The following is an 18,394-nucleotide window of genomic DNA, read 5'->3' as shown; positions in this document are numbered from 1 at the left end:
AGCAACCCGCTACAGCGGCAGAGCCGTCCGCACGACCTCGGCCAACCGCTCAGCGACGGCATTGACCTGCTCGATGTCCGCAGCCTCGACCATCACCCGCACCAACGGCTCGGTCCCGGAGGGGCGGAGCAGCACCCGCCCCGCAGACCCCAACTCCGCCTCGGCCGCGGCCACCGCCCTCCGCAGCGTCTCATCGGTGGACGCCCGTGCCTTGTCCACGCCCTTGACGTTGATCAGCACCTGCGGCAGGCAGGTCATCACCCCCGCCAGGTCCTTCAGCGACTGCTTGGTCGCGGCGACCCGAGCCGCCAGCATCAGCCCGGTCAGCGTCCCGTCCCCGGTGGTCGCGTGGTCCAGGAAGATCACATGGCCGGACTGCTCGCCGCCCAGGTTGTACCCGTGCTCCTTCATCGACTCCAGCACGTAGCGGTCGCCGACCGCGGTCTGCACCAGGTCGATCCCCTCCCGCTCCATGGCCAGCTTGAAGCCGAGGTTGGACATCACCGTGGCCACCACGGTGTTCTTGGTCAGCGTCCCGGACTCCCGCATCGCGCAGGCCAGCACCGCGAGGATCTGGTCGCCGTCGATCTCGTTGCCCTCGGCGTCCACCGCCAGGCACCGGTCGGCGTCGCCGTCATGCGCGATGCCCAGGTCCGCGCCGTGCTCCAGCACGGCCGCCCGCAGCGGCGCCAGGTGGGTGGAGCCGATGCCGTCGTTGATGTTGAGCCCGGTCGGGTCGTCCCCGATGGTGTGCAGCACCTCGGCCCCGGCCCGGCGGAACACCTCCGGGGAGACCTTGGCCGCCGCCCCGTGCGCACCGTCGATGACCACCTTCAGACCGTCGAGGCGGTTGGGCAGCACCGACAGCAGATGCTGCAGGTACTGCTCGAAGCCCTCCTCGTGGCTGCGGACCCGGCCCACGGCCTCTCCGGTGGGACGCGCCCAGGCGTGCCCCTCGAACCGCTCGTACTCGGCCTCTATGGCGTCCTCGACCGCGTCGTCGATCTTCTGGCCGCCGCGGGCAAGGAACTTGATGCCGTTGTCCGGCATCGGGTTGTGGCTGGCGGACAGCATCACGCCGAGGTCCGCGTCCAGCACGTCGGTCAGGTAGGCGACGGCGGGCGTCGGCAGCACGCCGACCTTCAGCACGTCCACCCCGCAACTGGCCAGGCCGGCGATCACGGCGGCCTCCAGGAACTCCCCCGAGGCGCGCGGGTCGCGGCCGACCACGGCCACCGGACGGTGCCCCTCGAAGGCGCCGGCGTCACCGAGCACATGCGCTGCGGCCACTGAAAGGCCCAGCGCCAACTCGGCGGTGAGATCCACGTTCGCAAGCCCGCGCACGCCGTCCGTGCCAAACAGTCGTCCCACTTGGTCAATCCTCCGCGGCTCAGTCAACCCAGATCAGAAGTCCATCAACGCATCACGCCCCGGGAGCACATGGTGTGCTCCCGGGGCGTGACAGTCCAGCTCCGGCCGCAGGCTCCGACATTCCGGAGGACCATGCGGCGCGAGGCGGGGAGGCTTAGCGCTTGCTGTACTGCGGCGCCTTGCGAGCCTTCTTCAGACCGGCCTTCTTGCGCTCGACGGCGCGCGGGTCACGGGTCAGGAAGCCGGCCTTCTTCAGGGCCGGGCGGTTCGCGTCGACGTCGACCTCGTTCAGCGCGCGGGCGACGCCCAGGCGCAGGGCGTAGGCCTGACCCGAGATGCCGCCGCCGTTGATGCGGGCGATGATGTCGTAACGGCCGTCCAGCTCAAGGAGCTTGAAGGGCTCGTTCACGATCTGCTGGTGCACCTTGTTGGGGAGGTACTCCTCCAGGGTGCGACCGTTGATCTTCCAGACACCGGTGCCGGGGACGATGCGCACGCGGGCGATCGCCTCCTTGCGGCGGCCCAGACCGGCGGCCGGAACGGCCTCGGCGAAGCGGCCCACAAGGGACTCGGTGGTGTACTCGGTGGGCTCCTCGACCTCAACCTCGAAGGTCTCGTCGACCTCGAGCGGGGTCTCGGCAGTGGTCTCGGCCACGGTTCTCCTCAGCTGCGTTTCTGTTTTCGGGGTGTGGCCGGTGTTACTGCGCGACCTGGGTGATCTCGAACGGCACCGGACGCTGGGCAGCGTGCGGGTGCTGGTCGCCCGAGTAGACCTTCAGCTTGGAGAGCATCTGACGGCCCAGGGAGTTCTTGGGGATCATGCCCTTGATGGCCTTCTCGACGGCCTTCTCCGGGTTCTTCTCCAGGAGGTCGTCGTAGCGCACGGAGCGCAGACCGCCCGGGTAACCGGAGTGGCGGTAGGCCAGCTTCTGGGTCTTCTTGTTCCCGGACAGGTGCACCTTGTCCGCGTTGATGATGATGACGAAGTCACCCATGTCAACGTGCGGCGCGTACACCGGCTTGTGCTTACCCCGGAGGAGGTTCGCGGCCTGAGAGGCCAGGCGGCCGAGAACGACGTCTTGAGCGTCGATAACGAGCCACTGACGCTGGACGTCGCCGGGCTTGGGGCTGTACGTACGCACGGTCGTAGCCTTCGCTTTTCAGTGAGTGTGTCCTGACAGGACCACCCGGACGATCGGAAGCAGCCGAGACGCACTTCCCCGGACGCAATCGGATGGGCGCGTCGCTGCTTATCGGCCCGGTGGACCGGCGTACCGACCTCTCACGTGAGATGGAGCGAGCCAATACGCACAACGAACTCGCAGGATACCGGGACGGAGCCGTACGGGTCAAAATCGCCCGGTCAAGCACCGCGGTACCCCGCAAGCCGTCGTCCAGTCTACGCGCACTATCAGTGCTATCGGTCCCGCGTCACCCGGCCCTCGTCCCAGACCGGCTCCGGCGCCTCGTAGACCCGGCCGTCCGAGCCGAAGACCACGAAGCGGTCGAAGCTGCGGGCGAACCAGCGGTCGTGGGTCACCGAGAGCACCGTCCCCTCGAAGCTCTCCAACCCCTCCTGGAGCGCTTCCGCGCTGTCCAGGTCCAGGTTGTCGGTGGGTTCGTCCAGCAGCAGCGCGGTGGCGCCGGAGAGCTCCAGCCGCAGGATCATCAACCGGGCCTGCTGGCCGCCGGAGAGGTCCTGGAACCGGATCTCCTCCTGGTGATGCAACTCATAGCGGCGCAGCACGCTCATCGCCGCCTTGCGGTCGATCGCGTGCTCGGACTCCAGGATCTCCCTGGTGGTCCGCCCGAAGAGCTCGGGGTGGGCGTGGGTCTGCGCGAAGTGGCCCGGGACCACCCTGGCGCCCAGCCTCCAACTGCCGGTGTGCGCCACCTCCTCGCCCGCCAGCATCCGCAGGAAGTGCGACTTGCCGGAGCCGTTGGAGCCGAGCACGGCGACCCGCTCGCCGTAGAAGACCTCCAGGTCGAACGGTTTCATCAGCCCGGTGAGCTCCAGCTTCTCGCAGGTCAGCGCGCGCACCCCGGTCCGGCCGCCGCGCAGCCGCATGGCGATGTTCTGCTTGCGCGGCGGCTCCGGCGGCGGGCCGATCTCCTCGAACTTCTTCAGCCGGGTGACCGCCGCCGCGTAGCGCGAGGCCATCTCGTGGCTGCGGGCCGCGTAGTCCCGCATGTCCAGCACCAGCCGCTTCAGCTGGGCGTGCTTCTCGTCCCAGCGCCGGCGCAGCTCGTCGAAGCGGGCGAAGCGCTCCTCGCGGGCGGCGTGGAAGGTGGCGAAGCCGCCGCCGTGCACCCAGACCTCGCTGCCTGCGGCTCCGGTCTCCACGCTGACGATCTTCTCGGCGCTGGCCGCCAGCAGCTCCCGGTCGTGCGAGATGAACAGCACCGTCTTGGACGTGCTGCGGATCTGCTCCTCCAGCCAGCGCTTGCCGGGGACGTCCAGGTAGTTGTCCGGCTCGTCCAGCAGCAGCACCTGGTCGGGGCCGCGCAGCAGCGCCTCCAGCACCAGCCGCTTCTGCTCACCGCCGGAGAGGGTGTTCAGGCCGCGCCACTGGGCCCGGTCGTACGGCATGCCCAGGGCCGCGGTGGTGCAGACGTCCCAGACCGTCTCGTACTCGTAGCCGCCGACGTCCGCCCAGTCGGAGAGTGCCTGGGCGTAGGCGAGCTGGGTCTTCTCGTCGTCCTGCGCCATCATCGCCAGCTCGGCGGCGTCCACCGTCCTGGCGCCGGTGCGGATCCGCGGCGGCGCCACCGACACCAGCAGATCGCGTACCGAGGCGTCCGGCGGCAGCACATGGCCGTCGTCCTCCTGCGCCGCTCTGGCGTCGTCGGAACCGGCCTCGCCGCCGCGGCCGGTGGTCCCGACGAACTGGCGCATCACGCCCAGGCCGCCGCTGACGGTCACCGAACCGCCGTGCGGCTGCAGGTCTCCGGCGATCATCCGCAGCAGCGTGGTCTTGCCGGCGCCGTTGGCGCCGACCAGGGCGACCGCCGCGCCCTCCCCCACCCGGAAGGACACGTCGTCGAACAGCACCCGCCCGTCCGGCAGGTAGTACTCCAGGTGTGAAATCTCGACATGTCCCATGGTCGGTAATTCTCTGCCGAGCCGACTCCGGACCCAAATGGGTTTCCGTTCAGCGCACCGGCGCACCGGCTCGGACCTGCGCCAACACGGCCCTGGCCTGGCCGTCGGCCCCGGCCCGGTTGGGGTGGAACGGGACCGCGACGCTCAGGGTGTTCACCGACAGCGGCAGCAGCCCCTCGGTCCACCGCACGGTCGGGCTCTGGCACACGTCGTGCCCGATCGAGGGGGTGTAGGTGTCGACCAGCTCCGTCCCCCGGGGGTCCGCGGCGGCGGCCCCGGCCAGCATCGTGTTCACCGCGGCCAGGACCCGGTGCAGGTACGCCATGTCCTGGTCCTCGATCGGGACGTAGGGCCAGCAGCCGCCGTGTTCCGGGAACACCGCCAGGTAGTCCACCAGCAGCACCCTGGCCCGCGGGGCCCGCTGGTGGATCCCGGCCAGGACGCCCTCGACCACCCGCTGCTCGGCGGCGATCCGGTCGGTCATCGGGTCGTGCGGGCAGGTGGTGGTGGGCAGCGGCAGCAGGGCCAGGCAGCGCCCGATCAGGCCGATCAGGTCGAGGTCGTTGCCGCCGATCCCGACCGTCACCAGATCGGTGTCCCGCCCCAGCCTGGAGAACTGCGGCGGGTTGACTCCGCCGAGCACCGGCTGCGGTCCGGTCATACTGCCGCTCACGGCTCCGCCGCAGGTCGCGTCCTTGAAGTCGGCCACCCCGAGCGCCGCCGCGACCTGGTGCGGATAGTCGTAGGACACCTGGGCGCAGCCGGCCGGGACGAACGCAGTCGTCACCCCCGGCAGGATCGCGCTGTCCGCCTGGAAGGAGTCCCCGAGGGCCACGTAGGAGTGGTACCCGGGCGCCGGCGACTGGGCCGCCGCCGGACCGGTCACCGCAGCCGGCACCCACATCAGGCAGCCGAGCAGGGTCGCGATCAGGCCTCTACGGCGCGGCATGCTGAACATGGTGTTGCTCCATCAGTTCTCCTGACCCCCAACGCCCCCACGACCCGCGCGAGAATAGACCCTCAGTCGGCGCACAGTACGTGCACAGAGGCGCTCGGCCGCCAGGTTCACTCTCTTTGGTGAACCACTCCGACCTGGGGGATGTCCCGGAATCAGCGAATCCCGTTATGCTCGCGGCCCATGAGCAACGGGCCCGCACCGGACAATGCCGCCAAGCCGCTCCCGCGCCGGGGCGCGGACACTCCTGGGCGCATCCCGACCCAGTACGGACCGGGAAACCCCGTCGCCGAGACCCTGACCGAGAGCCAGTACCGGGTCCGTCCGGGGGCGCCCAACCTGCCGATCCCCGAACCGCAGCGGGCCGCGGAACCCGACGGCGAACCGTCGCCGATGTCCTTCGCGGTACGGCCGGGCACCCCCGACGCGTCCGTGCACGAGGAGTTCCAGGCCATGCTGGACCGGCAGGAGGCCGCCTCGGCGCGCAGGCGCCGCCGGCTCTGGCTGGGCACGGCACTGGTGGCCGTGCTGGTCCTGGTCGGCACCGGGGCCACCCTGCTCACCACCCGGCCGGCCAAGCAGTCGGCCGCCGCCGCCTCGCCGTCCGCCGCCGCGCCGACCGCCTCCGCCCCGGCGGACACCGCACCCGCGATCCCGGTGCAGCAGACGCCGACTGACACACCCTCACCCACGGCCGTACCGTCCGCCCTGGCGCCGACGACGGCCGTCGACCCGGCCACGCTGCTGGGTGCCGCAGCCACCGACACCGCGCCGCTGAGTGTGGTGACGCTCTTCCCCGGCAAGAGCGTCACCGTCGACAACCATTCCTACACGCAGGCACTGACAACGGCCTCGGCCTGCGCCCCCGCGGTCACCCCCAACCTCGCCGCGGTGCTCACCAAGTACGGCTGCCGCAAGGTGTTCCGGGCCAGCTACGCGACCGGGACGACCGCGGTGACGGTCGGCGTCGGCGTCTTCGACAGCGCGGCCCAGGCGGCCGCGGTCAAGGCCCAGGCCACCGTGGGCAACCTGGAACCCCTGTCCGGCGGCGCCCTCCCGGCCTTCTGCCACGCCGTGGCCTGCCGGCTGAGCGTCAACGCCTACGGCCGCTACGCCTACTTCACCGTGGCCGGCTACACCACCGGGAAACCGGTCCCGGCCGCGGACACCTCGGCCCTGGCCGCCGGCACGGACATGGGCCGGATGGTCTTCGAGAACCTGCTCGCCCGGGCCAGGGGCGAGGCGACGGCGAAGAACTGACGGAGCGGGAGATCCGGCTCCGGCCGGGACGACGGCCCGCTAGCGGGGCGTCAGCACCCGCAGGTTCCGCGCCTCCCGACTGCGCGCCGCCAGGTCCCGGTCGGCCGGATAGCCGACCTCCTCCAGGGTCAGCCCGTACGGCCGCACCACGCTCACCGCCGAGTTCCGGACTCCGCCGGACAGCACCTCGCCCGGGAAGCCCACCGGCCGCTGTCCACCGCCGACCAGCAGCATCGCGCCGACCAGGGCCCGCACCATGTTGTGGCAGAAGGCGTCGGCCCGCACCGTGCCGACCACCAGGCCGGGCAGTTCCGGGCCGAGCAGCGCGTCACCCGGCAGCCGCTCCCAGGAGAAGTCCAGCAGCTCCCTGATGGTGGTCGCGCCCTCGCGCTTCTTGCAGTACGCCGCGAAGTCGTGCTCGCCCACCAGCAGCCGGGCCGCCTCGTTCATGGCGTCCACGTCCAGCGGCCGGTCGTGCCACAGCACGTGCGCCCGCCGCAGCGGGTCGACGCCGGCCGGGTGGTCGCAGATCCGGTAGGCGTAGCGGCGCCACACCGCGGAGAACCGGGCGTCGAACCCGGCCGGGGCCTCGGCGACCCGCCAGACCCGGATGTCGCCCGGCAGCCGTCCGGCGAGCCGGCGGCGCAGCTTCTCGCCCTCGGCCGCCCAGATGTCGAGCGGCAGGTCGACATGGGCCACCTGGCCGCGCGCGTGCACCCCCGCGTCGGTGCGCCCGGCCACCGTCAGCGGGAAGACCTCGGGCTGCCGCAGGACCACCTGGATCGCGTCCTCCAGCTCGCCCTGGACCGTCCGCCGCCCGCTCTTCTGCTTGGCCCAGCCGGAGAACCCGGTCCCGTCGTAGGACAGGTCCAGCCGCACCCGGACGAAGCCCTCGGCAGCGCCCTCGCGCCGGGGCTCCCGCTCTTCCACACACTCAGTCATCAAAGGCCCCGAAAGTTCGCAGTACGAGAACGGGCCCGCCCTCCCCGAAGGGAGAGCGGGCCCGTTGCGGAGGCGGTCAGGCCTCCTCGGTCTCCTCGACGGAGTCGACCGGAGCGGCGTCCTGAACCGGGGCGGCGTCAGCCGGCGCGGCGTCGACCGGGGCGGCAGCCTCGGTCTCCTTGACGGAGCGCTTGGTCGCAGCCTCGGCCTCGCCGACCGCGGTCTGGGCCACGGTCAGGGCCTCGACCAGCTCGATCACGGCCATCGGGGCGTTGTCGCCACGACGGGGACCGATCTTGGTGATGCGGGTGTAGCCACCGGGGCGGTTCTCGTAGCGAGGACCGATCTCGGTGAAGAGGGTGTGCAGCACAGCCACGTCGGTGATGGTCTTGCGGACCTCACGGCGGTTGTGGATGTCACCCTTCTTGGCCTTGGTGATCAGCTTCTCCGCCACCGGGCGCAGGCGGCGAGCCTTGGCCTCGGTGGTGGTGATCCGGCCGTACTGGAAGAGCTCGCGGGCCAGACCGGCCAGCAGCAGACGCTCGTGGGAGGGACCGCCACCGAGGCGGGCACCCTTCGCGGGGCGAGGCATGGTGTCTCCTTGGATCTCCGACCCCCGGCCGTACCAGGTACCGGGGCGGGCGTACGGGCACTGTTGCCCGGACGACTTGGTTGCACAGCCTTCAAGGGTACGGGACCGCCGGGGCGGTCCCGTACCACTCGATCAGGCTCAGTACTGCTCGGTCGGGACTTAGTACTGCTCGGTCTCGGCGAAGCCCGGGTCGTCGTCGTCGGCGCCGAAGGCGTCGGCGGCGGCGGTCGGGTCGAATCCGGGCGGGCTGTCCTTGAGGGCCAGGCCCATGCCGGCCAGCTTCGCCTTGACCTCGTCGATCGACTTCGCACCGAAGTTGCGGATGTCGAGCAGGTCGGCCTCGGAGCGGGCGACGAGCTCACCCACGGTGTGGATGCCCTCGCGCTTGAGGCAGTTGTACGACCGAACGGTGAGCTCCAGCTCCTCGATCGGCAGGGCGAGATCGGCGGCCAGGGCGGCGTCCGTGGGGGACGGGCCCATGTCGATGCCCTCGGCGTCGATGTTCAGCTCGCGGGCGAGGCCGAACAGCTCCACCAGGGTCTTGCCGGCCGAGGCCATAGCGTCACGGGGACGCATGGCGGGCTTGGTCTCGACGTCGACGATGAGCTTGTCGAAGTCGGTACGCTGCTCGACTCGGGTCGCCTCGACCTTGTAGGTGACCTTCAGCACGGGGCTGTAGATGGAGTCGACCGGGATCCGGCCGATCTCCTGGCCCGACTGCTTGTTCTGGACGGCGGAGACGTAGCCGCGACCGCGCTCGACGGTCAGCTCCATCTCCAGCTTGCCCTTGCCGTTGAGCGTGGCCAGGACCAGCTCGGGGTTGTGCACCTCGACACCGGCCGGGGGCGCGATGTCGGCGGCGGTGACCAGACCCGGGCCCTGCTTGCGCAGGTACATCACGACCGGCTCGTCGTGCTCCGAGGAGACGACCAGCTGCTTGATGTTCAGGATGAGGTCGGTGACGTCCTCCTTGACGCCCGGCACGGTGGTGAACTCGTGCAGGACACCGTCGATCCGGATGCTGGTGACAGCAGCGCCGGGGATCGAGGAGAGCAGGGTGCGGCGGAGCGAGTTGCCGAGGGTGTAGCCGAAGCCCGGCTCCAGCGGCTCGATCACGAACCGGGAGCGGAACTCGTCGACGACCTCTTCGGTCAGCGACGGACGCTGAGCGATCAGCATGAGGTGAATCCTCCAGTTAGATCTTCGGCACCCACTATTTGATGCCGACGAAAGCAAGGATACGGCCCCCGAGCGAACAGGGGCCGTATCCGAGTACTACCGCTGCTTCAGAAGCAGCCGTGCGTCAGACGCGACGGCGCTTCGGGGGGCGGCAGCCGTTGTGCGGGGTGGGGGTGACGTCCTGGATCGAGCCGACCTCCAGGCCGGTGGCCTGGATGGAGCGGATCGCGGTCTCGCGGCCGGAGCCCGGACCCTTCACGAAGACGTCGACCTTGCGCATGCCGTGCTCCTGGGCGCGACGCGCGGCGGCCTCGGCGGCCATCTGCGCGGCGAACGGAGTCGACTTGCGGGAGCCCTTGAAGCCGACGTGGCCCGAGGACGCCCACGCGATCACGTTGCCCGAGGGGTCCGTGATGGAGACGATGGTGTTGTTGAACGTGCTCTTGATGTGCGCGTGGCCGTGAGCGACGTTCTTCTTTTCCTTGCGGCGGATCTTCTTCGCGCCGGCAGCCTGACGACCCTTGGGGGGCATAAGTCTGTTTCTCCTACTGAGGTGGTCGGTCCGCTAGCCCAGCGGGCCGGATTCAAGTCCGGTGTTGGGGCGGACTACTTCTTGCCGGGCTTCTTCTTGCCGGCAATCGCGCGACGCGGACCCTTGCGGGTACGGGCGTTGGTGTGGGTGCGCTGACCGTGGACCGGCAGGCCGCGGCGGTGACGCAGACCCTGGTAGCAGCCGATCTCGACCTTGCGGCGGATGTCAGCGGCGACCTCACGGCGGAGGTCACCCTCGACCTTGAAGTTGGCGTCGACGAAGTCGCGCAGCTTGACCAGGTCGTCCTCGGTGATGTCGCGAACACGGATGTTCGGGTTGACACCGGTCTCGGCGAGGGCGAGCTTCGAGCGGGTACGGCCGATGCCGTACACGTAGGTGAGGGCGATCTCGATCCGCTTTTCGCGGGGGAGATCAACGCCGGCGAGGCGTGCCATGAATGTGGCTCCTGTGTTCCTTCGGAGGTCTGACGCGATGCCTCTCCTTCGACTCTCGTCGAGGGAGCCCCGGCCTCCGGACCGAGGGTGGCAGTCCGCTCATCGTTTCCGACGAACGGATCGGGCATCCCGCTTCATGTTGTTTTTCGCGTCGCGCGAAGAGTTACGACCCGTGAAGGGAAGTGATCAGCCCTGACGCTGCTTGTGGCGCAGGTTCTCGCAGATCACCATGACCCGACCGTGACGGCGGATCACCTTGCACTTGTCGCAGATCTTCTTGACGCTCGGCTTGACCTTCATGGGATTCAGGTTCTCCGGGTCGAGCGCGCCGCGAGTGCACGCGGCGCGAGATCTGCTTCTTGCTTACTTGTACCGGTAGACAATTCGACCGCGGGTCAGGTCGTACGGGCTGAGCTCGACGACGACCCGGTCGTCCGGGAGGATGCGGATGTAGTGCATACGCATCTTGCCGCTGATGTGGGCGAGGACTTTGTGCCCGTTCTGCAGCTCTACCTTGAACATGGCGTTCGGCAGAGACTCGATGACGGTGCCCTCGATCTCGATGGCGCCTTGCTTTTTGGCCATGTCCTGCGGGTATCGCCTTCCGGGGTTCGACTACCGTAGTCGGCACTCACGCAGGGACCGCTAAGTCCACCCTCGCCACAACGGACGAAGGCATGCGGGAGCAAGCTACGAGTGAGCCGACACAGCAGTCTACGTCAGCGGACAAGCGATCGCGAAATCCGTCAATACCGGCGTCGCCCGCCCTGCACCCTCATCGCCGCCCCTCATCACCGCACCGTCAGCCCAGCGGGTCGGGCGCCGCGGTGATGCCCAGCTCGGCCAGCTTGGCCCGGCCGCCGTCGAAGGCGGTCAGCACCAGCGGACCCTCCTCGGTGACGGCGATGGAGTGCTCCCAGTGCGAGGACCAGGTGCCGTCGTTGGTCTTGACGGTCCACTCGTCGGCCAGGGTGTGCGTCTTCGGGGTGCCGAGGCTGACCATCGGCTCGATGGCGATGGCGAAGCCGGGCACCAGCTTCATCCCCCGGCCGCGCCGGCGGTCCACGTAGTTCAGCAGGTGCGGGTCCATGTGCATGGCCGAGCCGATGCCGTGGCCGCCGAAGTCCTCGATGATCCCGTACTTGCCCTTGGGCGGCAGCGGCTGGCGCCGGATGTAGGACTCGATGGCCCGGCTGATGTCCGACAGCCGGTTGCCCTTCTTCACCTGGGCGATGCCGGCCCACATCGAGTCCTCGGTGACCTGGCTGAGCCGCAGCAGCTCCTCGGCGTGGCCGCTGCCGACGAAGCAGGTGACGGCCGCGTCGCCGTGCCAGCCGTCGACAATGGCGCCGCAGTCGATGGAGATCATGTCGCCGTCGGCCAGCACCCGCTCGCCGGGGATGCCGTGGACCACCTCGTCGTTGACGGAGGCGCAGATCACACCGGTGAATCCGTGGTAGCCGAGGAAGTTGGAGGTGGCGCGGTGGTCGGCGATCACCTTGGCCGCGATGGAGTTCAGCTCACCGGTGCTGATCCCCGGTGCCACCGCCTCCCGGCACGCCTTCAGCGCCTCGGCGACGACCAGGCCCGCCTCCCGCATCTTCCTGATCTGCTCGGGGGTCTTGATCTCAACCATGCACTCTCGCCTTCCAGTACCACGGGTTCTCTGCATTCGCTGCCGCCCGCCATCCACGGTACGGCCCTGCCGCGCAACGCGCGTCGGCCGTGACACCCGTCAGGGCGTCACGGCCGGCGTGCTCGTTCGAAGGGGTCAGCCCTCGTCGTCGTTCTTACGCTGCGTCTCGTTCTTCCGGAGCGCCTCGATCGCGCGCCGGGTCACCTCGTCGACCGTGCCCAGCGCCGAGATGGTCGTGACCAGATCCTGCTTCTGGTAGTACTCGATGATCGGCTCGGTCTCCGTGTGGTAGACCTCCAGCCGGACCCGCACCTTGTCCTCGGCGTCGTCGGCGCGCTGGTACAGCTGCCCGCCGCACTCGTCGCACACGCCCTCGGCCACGGGGGGGTGGTACTCCACGTGGAAGATGTGCGCGTTGTCGTTGCGGCAGACCCGCCGACCGGCGATCCGGCGGACGACCTCGTCCTCCGGGACCTCCAGGTCGAGCACGCCGTCGAGCTCGATGCCCCACTCCGCCAGGATCTCGTCCAGCGCGGCCGCCTGGGCCACGTTGCGCGGGAAACCGTCCAACAGGAAGCCGCCGGCGGCATCGGGCTGGGCCAGGCGGTCCTTGGCCATGCCGATGGTCACCTCGTCGGGTACCAGCTTGCCCGACTCCATGATGCTCTTGGCAGCGAGACCGAGCTCGGTGCCCTGGCTGATGTTGGCGCGGAAGAGGTCACCGGTGGACACATGGGGAATGGACAGGGTCTTGGCCAGCAGAGCGGCCTGAGTACCCTTCCCGGCCCCAGGCGGCCCGACGAGGACAATACGCATCAGCGGAGGAACCCTTCGTAGTTGCGCTGCTGGAGCTGGCTCTCGATCTGCTTCACAGTTTCAAGGCCGACACCAACAATGATGAGGATGCTCGTACCGCCGAACGGGAAGTTCTGCGACGCCCCGAACAACCCGAGTGCGACCAGCGGCACCATCGCGATCAGGCCCAGGTACAGCGAGCCCGGCCAGGTGATCCTCGTCAGCACGTAGTTCAGGTATTCGGCCGTCGGGCGGCCCGCCCGGATGCCCGGGATGAAGCCACCATACTTCTTCATATTGTCGGCAACTTCTTCGGGGTTGAAGGAGATGGCCACGTAGAAGAAGGCGAAGAAGACGATCAACAGGAAGTACAGCCCGCCGTAGAGCGGCTTGTCGCTCTTGACCAGGTTCGTGTCGATCCACTGGGCCCATCCGGCGGTGCTTCCGCTCAGCTGGACGATCAGGCCCGGGATGTACAGCAGCGAGCTGGCGAAGATGACCGGGATCACACCGGCCTGGTTGACCTTCAGCGGGATGTAGGTCGAGGTCCCGCCGTAGGCCCGCCGCCCGATCATGCGCTTCGCGTACTGCACCGGGATCCGGCGCTGTGCCTGCTCCACGAAGACCACCAGGGCGACCATGGCCAGACCCATGATGATCACGAAGGCGAAGGTGGCCCAGCCCTTGCTGGCCTTGATGGACCACAGCGAGGACGGGAAGCCGGCCGCGACCGAGGTGAAGATCAGGATCGACATGCCGTTGCCGATGCCCCGGTCCGTGATCAGCTCACCCAGCCACATGATGACCACGGTGCCCGCGGCCATCGTGATGACCATGGTCGCGATCCTGAAGATGCTCTGGTCCGGGACGATCTGGGTGGTGTCGCAGTTGACGCTGCCGAACAGGGCACCGGTCGAGGCGGTGGCCACGATGCCGGTCGCCTGCAGGATCGCCAGGGCGATGGTCAGGTAGCGGGTGTACTGCGTGATCTTGGTCTGACCGGCCTGGCCCTCCTTCTTCAGAGCGTCCAGGCGCGGGATCACCACCGTCAGCAGCTGAAGGATGATGCTGGAGGTGATGTAGGGCATGATGCCCAGCGCGAAGACGGTGATCTGCAGCAGAGCGCCACCACTGAAGAGGTTGACCAGGCCGAGCAGCCCGTTCCCGCTCTTCGACGAGGCACTCACACACGCCTGGACGGCCTTGAAGTTCACTCCGGGGACGGGGATGTGGGCACCCATCCGGAAGACGACCATGATGCCCAGCGTGAACAGCAGCTTCTTGCGCAGGTCGGGCGTCTTGAACGCCCGGGCGAACGCGGTGAGCACGGTGCCTCCTGCAGCTCCCTGCCGAGAGCGGCGGGAGGGACGGTGGTTCTGGGCCCGCTACGAGTGCAACAGGGCCGGAAGACGGTGGGTGTGCCACCGTTCGGCAACGGCTCACGGACAGAGTCTGCGGCCAACCTACAAGTGGACTCCACGGACTCTAACAGTCCGTGGCCACTCGAATGAAGCGCGTTGCCCGCACAGCTTGGACCGGCACCCGGGTCGGCACGCCGAAAGGCCCGGTTCCCCCCTGCGAACAGGGGGGAACCGGGCCTTGAAGGCCTGTCAGGTGAGAACTCAGATGAGCTCGGTCACCGAACCGCCGGCAGCGGTGATCTTCTCCGCGGCGGAGCCGGAGACGGCGTCAACCGAAACCTGCAGCGCGACGGTGATCTCACCGGTGCCGAGCACCTTGACGAGCGAGTTCTTGCGAACCGCACCCTTGGCGACCAGGTCCTCGACGGTGACCTCGCCACCCTCGGGGTAGAGCGCACCGAGCTTGTCCAGGTTCACCACCTGGAACTCGACCCGGAACGGGTTCTTGAAGCCCTTGAGCTTCGGCAGGCGCATGTGAAGGGGCATCTGGCCACCCTCGAAACGCGCCGGCACCTGGTAGCGGGCCTTGGTGCCCTTGGTACCACGACCAGCGGTCTTACCCTTGGATGCCTCACCACGACCGACACGGGTCTTGGCGGTCTTGGCACCCGGGGCGGGACGCAGGTTGTGGATCTTCAGCGGGTTCTGCTCCGCCATTTAGTCCACCTCCTCGACCGTGACGAGGTGGCGGACGGTCTGGGCCATCCCGCGGATCTCGGGACGGTCCTCCTTCACGACCACGTCGTGCATGCGCTTGAGACCAAGCGAACGCAGGGTGTCACGGTGGTTCTGCTTGCTGCCGATGTAGGACTTGGTCTGGGTGATCTTCAGGCGAGCCATTACGCAGCCCCCTGCCCAGCCGCACGCGCACGCAGCAGGGCTGCGGGAGCGACGTCCTCGAGCGGCAGGCCACGACGGGCCGCGATCTCCTCGGGGCGCGAGAGGCCCTTCAGAGCGGCGACCGTGGCGTGCACGATGTTGATGGCGTTGTCGGAGCCCAGGGACTTCGACAGGATGTCGTGGACGCCGGCGCACTCGAGCACGGCGCGCACGGGACCACCGGCGATGACACCGGTACCCGGCGAAGCCGGCTTGAGCAGGACGACGCCCGCGGCCTTCTCACCCTGGATGGGGTGCGGGATGGTGCCCTGGATGCGGGGAACCTTGAAGAAGTTCTTCTTCGCTTCCTCGACACCCTTGGCAATGGCCGCGGGAACTTCCTTGGCCTTGCCGTAACCGACACCTACGGTGCCGTCACCATCGCCCACCACGACCAGCGCGGTGAAGCTGAAGCGACGACCACCCTTGACAACCTTGGCGACACGGTTGATCGCGACAACACGCTCGACGTACGCGGTCTTCTCGACGACGGGAGCGCCGTCACGACCATCCCGCTTACGGTCACGCCGCTCGCCACCGCCGGTGCCGCCGCCGGCGCCGCTACCGCGGCGCTGGGGTCCAGCCATTGGATTTACCTCTCTCGTTTACGTCCGCCAGCTTGGGCGAGCGGGTCAGAAGTCGAGCCCGGACTCACGGGCGGCGTCCGCCAGGGCGGCGATGCGCCCGGCGTACTGGTTGCCCGCGCGGTCAAAGACGACCGACTCGATGCCGGCGGCCTTGGCGCGCTCGGCGACCAGGGCTCCGACCTTCTTGGCCTGCTCGGTCTTGTCACCGTCGACGCCCTTGATGGACACGTCGAGGGTGGACGCCGAAGCCAGCGTGTGGCCCGCGAGGTCGTCGATCACCTGCGCCACGATGTGGCGGTTGGACCGGGACACGACCAGGCGCGGACGCACCGGCGTACCGGAGACGCGCTTGCGGACGCGGATGGCGCGGCGCTTGCGGGCGGCTGCCTTGTAGGCGTTGCCCTTGCCGATCTTCACACTGAGGCTCATGAGTTACTTACCACTCTTTCCGACCTTGCGGCGGATGACCTCGCCGGCGTACTTGACACCCTTGGCCTTGTACGGGTCGGGCTTGCGCAGCTTGCGGATCTTGGCCGCGACCTCACCGACCTGCTGCTTGTCGATGCCGTCCACGTGGAACTTGGTGGGCGACTCGACGACGAAGGCGATGCCTTCGGGGGCCTCGATCACGATCGGGTGGCTGTAGCCGAGCGCGAACTCCATGGAGGAGCCCTTCGCTGCGACTCGGTAGCCGACGCCGCTGATCTCGAGCGACTTGCGGTAGCCCGCGGTCACGCCGGTGATCATGTTCGCCACCAGCGTGCGAGTCAGGCCGTGCAGGGCCTTGGACTGACGCTCGTCGTTGGGGCGGGTGACGAGCAGAGTGCCGTCCTCACCCTTGGCGATGTCGATCGGCGCGGCAACGGTGTGGGCAAGGGAACCCTTGGGGCCCTTGACCGAGACCGTGCGGCCATCGATGGTGACGTCCACGCCGGCGGGAACCGGGATGGGCAGCCGTCCAATGCGAGACATTGCTGTACCTCCGTTTCCCTGAGTTACCAGACGTAGGCGAGGACTTCCCCACCCACGCCCTTCTTGGCTGCCTGCTGTCCGGTGAGCAGACCAGCGGAAGTGGAGATGATCGCCACTCCCAGGCCGCCGAGCACCTTCGGCATAGCGGTGGACTTGGTGTAGACCCGCAGACCCGGCTTGGAGATCCGCTTGATGCCCGCGATCGAGCGCTCGCGGTTGGGGCCGAACTTGAGGTCGACGGTCAGCTTCTTGCCGACCTCGCCCTCCTTGGGCTCCTCAACCTTCCATCCCGTGATGTAGCCCTCCTGCTGGAGGATCTCGGCGATGTGAGTCTTGATCTTGCTGTGGGGCATCACGACAGTGTCGTGGTAGGCCGAGTTCGCGTTTCGCAGACGCGTCAGCATGTCTGCGATCGGGTCGGTCATGGTCATGATGGCCTGTGGCCTCTCTCACCGCGGTTTCCCGAAGCGCGCAGCCCGGGGTTGAACCAGAGCGGGCGCGGCGCGGGGACCTACGGTGTAGTAAGACGAATCAGGGGCGCAGGGCCCCGACCTCACCACCTTACGGGACTCCTCACGGAGTTCCCAAAACGGCGGCCAGGCCGGCGGCCCTGCTGACCCAGAGTTCCTGGACTACCAGGAGCTCTTGGTGACACCCGGCAGCTCGCCGCGGTGAGCCATCTCACGAAGGCAGACGCGGCAGAGGCCGAACTTGCGGTACACGGAGTGCGGGCGACCGCAGCGCTGGCAGCGGGTGTAACCCCGGACGCCGAACTTCGGCTTGCGCTCCGCCTTCGCGATGAGGGACTTCTTCGCCATGTGCTCAGTTCTCCTTGAACGGGAAGCCAAGGGCACGCAGCAGCGCCCGGCCCTCGTCGTCGGTCTGGGCAGTGGTGACCACCGTGATGTCCATGCCCCGCTGCCGGTCGACCTTGTCCTGGTCGATCTCGTGGAACATGACCTGCTCGGTCAGACCGAAGGTGTAGTTGCCCTTGCCGTCGAACTGCTTCGGCGACAGACCGCGGAAGTCGCGGATGCGCGGGAGCGCGAGCGACACCAGACGGTCCAGGAACTCCCACATGCGGTCCCCGCGAAGGGTGACGTGGGTACCGATCGGCTGGCCCTCACGCAGCTTGAACTGCGCGATGGACTTGCGGGCCTTGGTCACGGTCGGCTTCTGGCCGGTGATCGCGGTGAGGTCCTTGACCGCACCGTCGATCAGCTTGGAGTCGCGGGCGGCGTCGCCCACACCCATGTTGACCACGACCTTGACCAGGCCGGGGATCAGCATGACGTTCTCGTACGAGAACTGCTCCTGCAGCTGACCCTTGATCTCGGAGCGGTAGCGCTCCTTGAGACGGGGGGTCACCTTCTCAACAGAGGTGTCGGTCATCAGATGTCCTCACCGGTTCGCTTGGCAACGCGGATCTTGTTGCCCTCGTCATCGAAGCGGTAACCGACGCGGGTGACGACCTTCTTGCCGTCCTTCTCCACGACGAGCTGAACGTTGCTCACGTGGATCGGGGCCTCAGTGGTCACGATGCCGCCGGTCTGGGCACCACGGGCGGTCTGGCCGACCTTGGTGTGCTTCTTGACCCGGTTGACACCCTCGACCAGGACGCGGTTCTCAGTGGGGATGGCCTGGATGACCTTGCCCTGCTTGCCCTTGTCCTTGCCGGTGATGACCTGGACCAGGTCACCCTTCTTGATCTTCAT

The 18,394-nt window shown here is 68.3% G+C and carries 25 protein-coding genes; 1 reads left to right on the top strand and 24 read right to left on the bottom strand.

Going from position 1 to position 18,394, the window contains the following annotated elements:
- Nucleotides 1-9: 9 nt before the first annotated feature.
- From glmM to ABUW04_RS07790, 5 genes are all read right to left on the bottom strand, one after another.
- Nucleotides 10-1,371, bottom strand: coding sequence for a phosphoglucosamine mutase (glmM, locus tag ABUW04_RS07810; RefSeq protein WP_380563700.1), 1,362 nt, complete (start codon nucleotides 1,369-1,371; stop codon nucleotides 10-12).
- A gap of 154 nt (nucleotides 1,372-1,525) precedes the next feature.
- Nucleotides 1,526-2,026 carry a 30S ribosomal protein S9 gene (gene rpsI, locus ABUW04_RS07805; RefSeq protein WP_030251518.1) on the bottom strand — a complete coding sequence of 167 codons (501 nt, stop codon included), beginning with the start codon at nucleotides 2,024-2,026 and terminating at the stop codon, nucleotides 1,526-1,528.
- A gap of 43 nt (nucleotides 2,027-2,069) precedes the next feature.
- Entirely contained in the window at nucleotides 2,070-2,513 is a 444-nt protein-coding gene (gene rplM, locus ABUW04_RS07800) for a 50S ribosomal protein L13 (protein WP_030251521.1), read from the bottom strand.
- Nucleotides 2,514-2,788: 275 nt separating this feature from the next.
- On the bottom strand, nucleotides 2,789-4,474 hold the full coding sequence (locus ABUW04_RS07795) for an ABC-F family ATP-binding cassette domain-containing protein (RefSeq protein ID WP_380563699.1): 1,686 nt from the start codon (nucleotides 4,472-4,474) through the stop codon (nucleotides 2,789-2,791).
- 49 nt (nucleotides 4,475-4,523) lie between these two features.
- Nucleotides 4,524-5,423: an SGNH/GDSL hydrolase family protein gene (locus tag ABUW04_RS07790; protein WP_380563698.1), complete on the bottom strand. Its 900-nt coding sequence runs from the start codon at nucleotides 5,421-5,423 to the stop codon at nucleotides 4,524-4,526.
- A gap of 189 nt (nucleotides 5,424-5,612) precedes the next feature.
- Here ABUW04_RS07790 and ABUW04_RS07785 point away from each other — a divergent pair, with 189 nt between their 5' ends.
- Complete coding sequence (locus ABUW04_RS07785; RefSeq protein ID WP_380563696.1) at nucleotides 5,613-6,689, top strand: hypothetical protein; 1,077 nt, start codon at nucleotides 5,613-5,615, stop codon at nucleotides 6,687-6,689.
- 39 nt (nucleotides 6,690-6,728) lie between these two features.
- Here ABUW04_RS07785 and truA read toward each other — a convergent pair whose 3' ends face one another.
- The 19 genes from truA to rplX form a co-directional block, all read right to left on the bottom strand.
- Nucleotides 6,729-7,631 carry a tRNA pseudouridine(38-40) synthase TruA gene (gene truA, locus ABUW04_RS07780; RefSeq protein WP_380563695.1) on the bottom strand — a complete coding sequence of 301 codons (903 nt, stop codon included), beginning with the start codon at nucleotides 7,629-7,631 and terminating at the stop codon, nucleotides 6,729-6,731.
- Nucleotides 7,632-7,707: 76 nt separating this feature from the next.
- Nucleotides 7,708-8,223, bottom strand: a complete 516-nt coding sequence (gene rplQ / locus ABUW04_RS07775) for a 50S ribosomal protein L17 (RefSeq protein WP_030251534.1) — start codon at nucleotides 8,221-8,223, stop codon at nucleotides 7,708-7,710.
- Between the two features lie 159 nt (nucleotides 8,224-8,382).
- Nucleotides 8,383-9,402 (bottom strand): DNA-directed RNA polymerase subunit alpha, encoded by a 1,020-nt coding sequence (locus ABUW04_RS07770; protein WP_030251536.1) that lies wholly within the window; start codon nucleotides 9,400-9,402, stop codon nucleotides 8,383-8,385.
- A gap of 124 nt (nucleotides 9,403-9,526) precedes the next feature.
- Complete coding sequence (gene rpsK / locus ABUW04_RS07765) at nucleotides 9,527-9,934, bottom strand: 30S ribosomal protein S11 (RefSeq protein WP_030251538.1); 408 nt, start codon at nucleotides 9,932-9,934, stop codon at nucleotides 9,527-9,529.
- Nucleotides 9,935-10,008: 74 nt separating this feature from the next.
- Nucleotides 10,009-10,389, bottom strand: coding sequence for a 30S ribosomal protein S13 (rpsM, locus tag ABUW04_RS07760; protein ID WP_030251540.1), 381 nt, complete (start codon nucleotides 10,387-10,389; stop codon nucleotides 10,009-10,011).
- 186 nt (nucleotides 10,390-10,575) lie between these two features.
- Complete coding sequence (rpmJ, locus tag ABUW04_RS07755) at nucleotides 10,576-10,689, bottom strand: 50S ribosomal protein L36 (RefSeq protein ID WP_009740505.1); 114 nt, start codon at nucleotides 10,687-10,689, stop codon at nucleotides 10,576-10,578.
- 63 nt (nucleotides 10,690-10,752) lie between these two features.
- Nucleotides 10,753-10,974, bottom strand: coding sequence for a translation initiation factor IF-1 (gene infA, locus ABUW04_RS07750; protein ID WP_003956442.1), 222 nt, complete (start codon nucleotides 10,972-10,974; stop codon nucleotides 10,753-10,755).
- Nucleotides 10,975-11,191: 217 nt separating this feature from the next.
- The gene (map, locus tag ABUW04_RS07745) at nucleotides 11,192-12,025 is read right to left on the bottom strand and encodes a type I methionyl aminopeptidase (protein ID WP_380563694.1); all 834 of its coding nucleotides are present in this window, start codon (nucleotides 12,023-12,025) and stop codon (nucleotides 11,192-11,194) included.
- Nucleotides 12,026-12,160: 135 nt separating this feature from the next.
- On the bottom strand, nucleotides 12,161-12,841 hold the full coding sequence (locus ABUW04_RS07740) for an adenylate kinase (RefSeq protein ID WP_380563693.1): 681 nt from the start codon (nucleotides 12,839-12,841) through the stop codon (nucleotides 12,161-12,163).
- Nucleotides 12,841-14,148, bottom strand: a complete 1,308-nt coding sequence (secY, locus tag ABUW04_RS07735) for a preprotein translocase subunit SecY (RefSeq protein ID WP_030251552.1) — start codon at nucleotides 14,146-14,148, stop codon at nucleotides 12,841-12,843. Before secY ends, ABUW04_RS07740 begins: the two co-directional genes overlap by 1 nt.
- A gap of 294 nt (nucleotides 14,149-14,442) precedes the next feature.
- Nucleotides 14,443-14,898, bottom strand: a complete 456-nt coding sequence (rplO, locus tag ABUW04_RS07730; RefSeq protein WP_030251554.1) for a 50S ribosomal protein L15 — start codon at nucleotides 14,896-14,898, stop codon at nucleotides 14,443-14,445.
- Nucleotides 14,899-15,081 carry a 50S ribosomal protein L30 gene (rpmD, locus tag ABUW04_RS07725; protein ID WP_030251557.1) on the bottom strand — a complete coding sequence of 61 codons (183 nt, stop codon included), beginning with the start codon at nucleotides 15,079-15,081 and terminating at the stop codon, nucleotides 14,899-14,901.
- A complete protein-coding gene (gene rpsE / locus ABUW04_RS07720) occupies nucleotides 15,081-15,707 on the bottom strand; it encodes a 30S ribosomal protein S5 (RefSeq protein WP_030251561.1) in 627 nt (208 codons plus the stop codon). The genes rpmD and rpsE overlap by 1 nt, the downstream gene beginning before the upstream one ends.
- A gap of 45 nt (nucleotides 15,708-15,752) precedes the next feature.
- The gene (gene rplR, locus ABUW04_RS07715; RefSeq protein ID WP_030251564.1) at nucleotides 15,753-16,136 is read right to left on the bottom strand and encodes a 50S ribosomal protein L18; all 384 of its coding nucleotides are present in this window, start codon (nucleotides 16,134-16,136) and stop codon (nucleotides 15,753-15,755) included.
- A 3-nt stretch (nucleotides 16,137-16,139) separates the two neighbouring features.
- On the bottom strand, nucleotides 16,140-16,679 hold the full coding sequence (gene rplF / locus ABUW04_RS07710; protein ID WP_030251566.1) for a 50S ribosomal protein L6: 540 nt from the start codon (nucleotides 16,677-16,679) through the stop codon (nucleotides 16,140-16,142).
- Between the two features lie 23 nt (nucleotides 16,680-16,702).
- Nucleotides 16,703-17,110 (bottom strand): 30S ribosomal protein S8, encoded by a 408-nt coding sequence (gene rpsH, locus ABUW04_RS07705; protein ID WP_030251568.1) that lies wholly within the window; start codon nucleotides 17,108-17,110, stop codon nucleotides 16,703-16,705.
- A 201-nt stretch (nucleotides 17,111-17,311) separates the two neighbouring features.
- Nucleotides 17,312-17,497 (bottom strand): type Z 30S ribosomal protein S14, encoded by a 186-nt coding sequence (locus tag ABUW04_RS07700; protein ID WP_030251570.1) that lies wholly within the window; start codon nucleotides 17,495-17,497, stop codon nucleotides 17,312-17,314.
- Between the two features lie 4 nt (nucleotides 17,498-17,501).
- On the bottom strand, nucleotides 17,502-18,071 hold the full coding sequence (gene rplE / locus ABUW04_RS07695; RefSeq protein ID WP_030251571.1) for a 50S ribosomal protein L5: 570 nt from the start codon (nucleotides 18,069-18,071) through the stop codon (nucleotides 17,502-17,504).
- Nucleotides 18,071-18,394 carry a 50S ribosomal protein L24 gene (rplX, locus tag ABUW04_RS07690; RefSeq protein WP_030251573.1) on the bottom strand — a complete coding sequence of 108 codons (324 nt, stop codon included), beginning with the start codon at nucleotides 18,392-18,394 and terminating at the stop codon, nucleotides 18,071-18,073. Before rplX ends, rplE begins: the two co-directional genes overlap by 1 nt.

The sequence above is a fragment of the Streptacidiphilus jeojiensis genome (assembly GCF_042510965.1).
Taxonomy (GTDB): Bacteria; Actinomycetota; Actinomycetes; order Streptomycetales; family Streptomycetaceae; genus Streptacidiphilus; species Streptacidiphilus jeojiensis.
The sequence above is the reverse complement of the archived record's forward strand: the minus strand, read 5'-3'. Positions and strand labels throughout refer to the sequence as shown.

What these genes read in the sequence shown, in the direction of transcription:
- rplR (WP_030251564.1), bottom strand. Translation starts at nt 16,136, where the DNA reads ATGAGCCTCAGTGTGAAGATCGGCAAGGGCAACGCCTACAAGGCAGCC.
- ABUW04_RS07790 (WP_380563698.1), bottom strand. Translation starts at nt 5,423, where the DNA reads ATGCCGCGCCGTAGAGGCCTGATCGCGACCCTGCTCGGCTGCCTGATG.
- truA (WP_380563695.1), bottom strand. Translation starts at nt 7,631, where the DNA reads ATGACTGAGTGTGTGGAAGAGCGGGAGCCCCGGCGCGAGGGCGCTGCC.
- rpsK (WP_030251538.1), bottom strand. Translation starts at nt 9,934, where the DNA reads ATGCCCCCCAAGGGTCGTCAGGCTGCCGGCGCGAAGAAGATCCGCCGC.
- rplF (WP_030251566.1), bottom strand. Translation starts at nt 16,679, where the DNA reads ATGTCTCGCATTGGACGGCTGCCCATCCCGGTTCCCGCCGGCGTGGAC.
- rplO (WP_030251554.1), bottom strand. Translation starts at nt 14,898, where the DNA reads ATGGCGGAGCAGAACCCGCTGAAGATCCACAACCTGCGTCCCGCCCCG.
- rpsE (WP_030251561.1), bottom strand. Translation starts at nt 15,707, where the DNA reads ATGGCTGGACCCCAGCGCCGCGGTAGCGGCGCCGGCGGCGGCACCGGC.
- ABUW04_RS07740 (WP_380563693.1), bottom strand. Translation starts at nt 12,841, where the DNA reads ATGCGTATTGTCCTCGTCGGGCCGCCTGGGGCCGGGAAGGGTACTCAG.
- rplE (WP_030251571.1), bottom strand. Translation starts at nt 18,071, where the DNA reads ATGACCGACACCTCTGTTGAGAAGGTGACCCCCCGTCTCAAGGAGCGC.
- ABUW04_RS07795 (WP_380563699.1), bottom strand. Translation starts at nt 4,474, where the DNA reads ATGGGACATGTCGAGATTTCACACCTGGAGTACTACCTGCCGGACGGG.
- rpsH (WP_030251568.1), bottom strand. Translation starts at nt 17,110, where the DNA reads ATGACCATGACCGACCCGATCGCAGACATGCTGACGCGTCTGCGAAAC.
- ABUW04_RS07770 (WP_030251536.1), bottom strand. Translation starts at nt 9,402, where the DNA reads ATGCTGATCGCTCAGCGTCCGTCGCTGACCGAAGAGGTCGTCGACGAG.
- infA (WP_003956442.1), bottom strand. Translation starts at nt 10,974, where the DNA reads ATGGCCAAAAAGCAAGGCGCCATCGAGATCGAGGGCACCGTCATCGAG.
- ABUW04_RS07700 (WP_030251570.1), bottom strand. Translation starts at nt 17,497, where the DNA reads ATGGCGAAGAAGTCCCTCATCGCGAAGGCGGAGCGCAAGCCGAAGTTC.
- map (WP_380563694.1), bottom strand. Translation starts at nt 12,025, where the DNA reads ATGGTTGAGATCAAGACCCCCGAGCAGATCAGGAAGATGCGGGAGGCG.
- rplX (WP_030251573.1), bottom strand. Translation starts at nt 18,394, where the DNA reads ATGAAGATCAAGAAGGGTGACCTGGTCCAGGTCATCACCGGCAAGGAC.
- rpmJ (WP_009740505.1), bottom strand. Translation starts at nt 10,689, where the DNA reads ATGAAGGTCAAGCCGAGCGTCAAGAAGATCTGCGACAAGTGCAAGGTG.
- ABUW04_RS07785 (WP_380563696.1), top strand. Translation starts at nt 5,613, where the DNA reads ATGAGCAACGGGCCCGCACCGGACAATGCCGCCAAGCCGCTCCCGCGC.
- rpsM (WP_030251540.1), bottom strand. Translation starts at nt 10,389, where the DNA reads ATGGCACGCCTCGCCGGCGTTGATCTCCCCCGCGAAAAGCGGATCGAG.
- rplQ (WP_030251534.1), bottom strand. Translation starts at nt 8,223, where the DNA reads ATGCCTCGCCCCGCGAAGGGTGCCCGCCTCGGTGGCGGTCCCTCCCAC.
- rpmD (WP_030251557.1), bottom strand. Translation starts at nt 15,081, where the DNA reads ATGGCTCGCCTGAAGATCACCCAGACCAAGTCCTACATCGGCAGCAAG.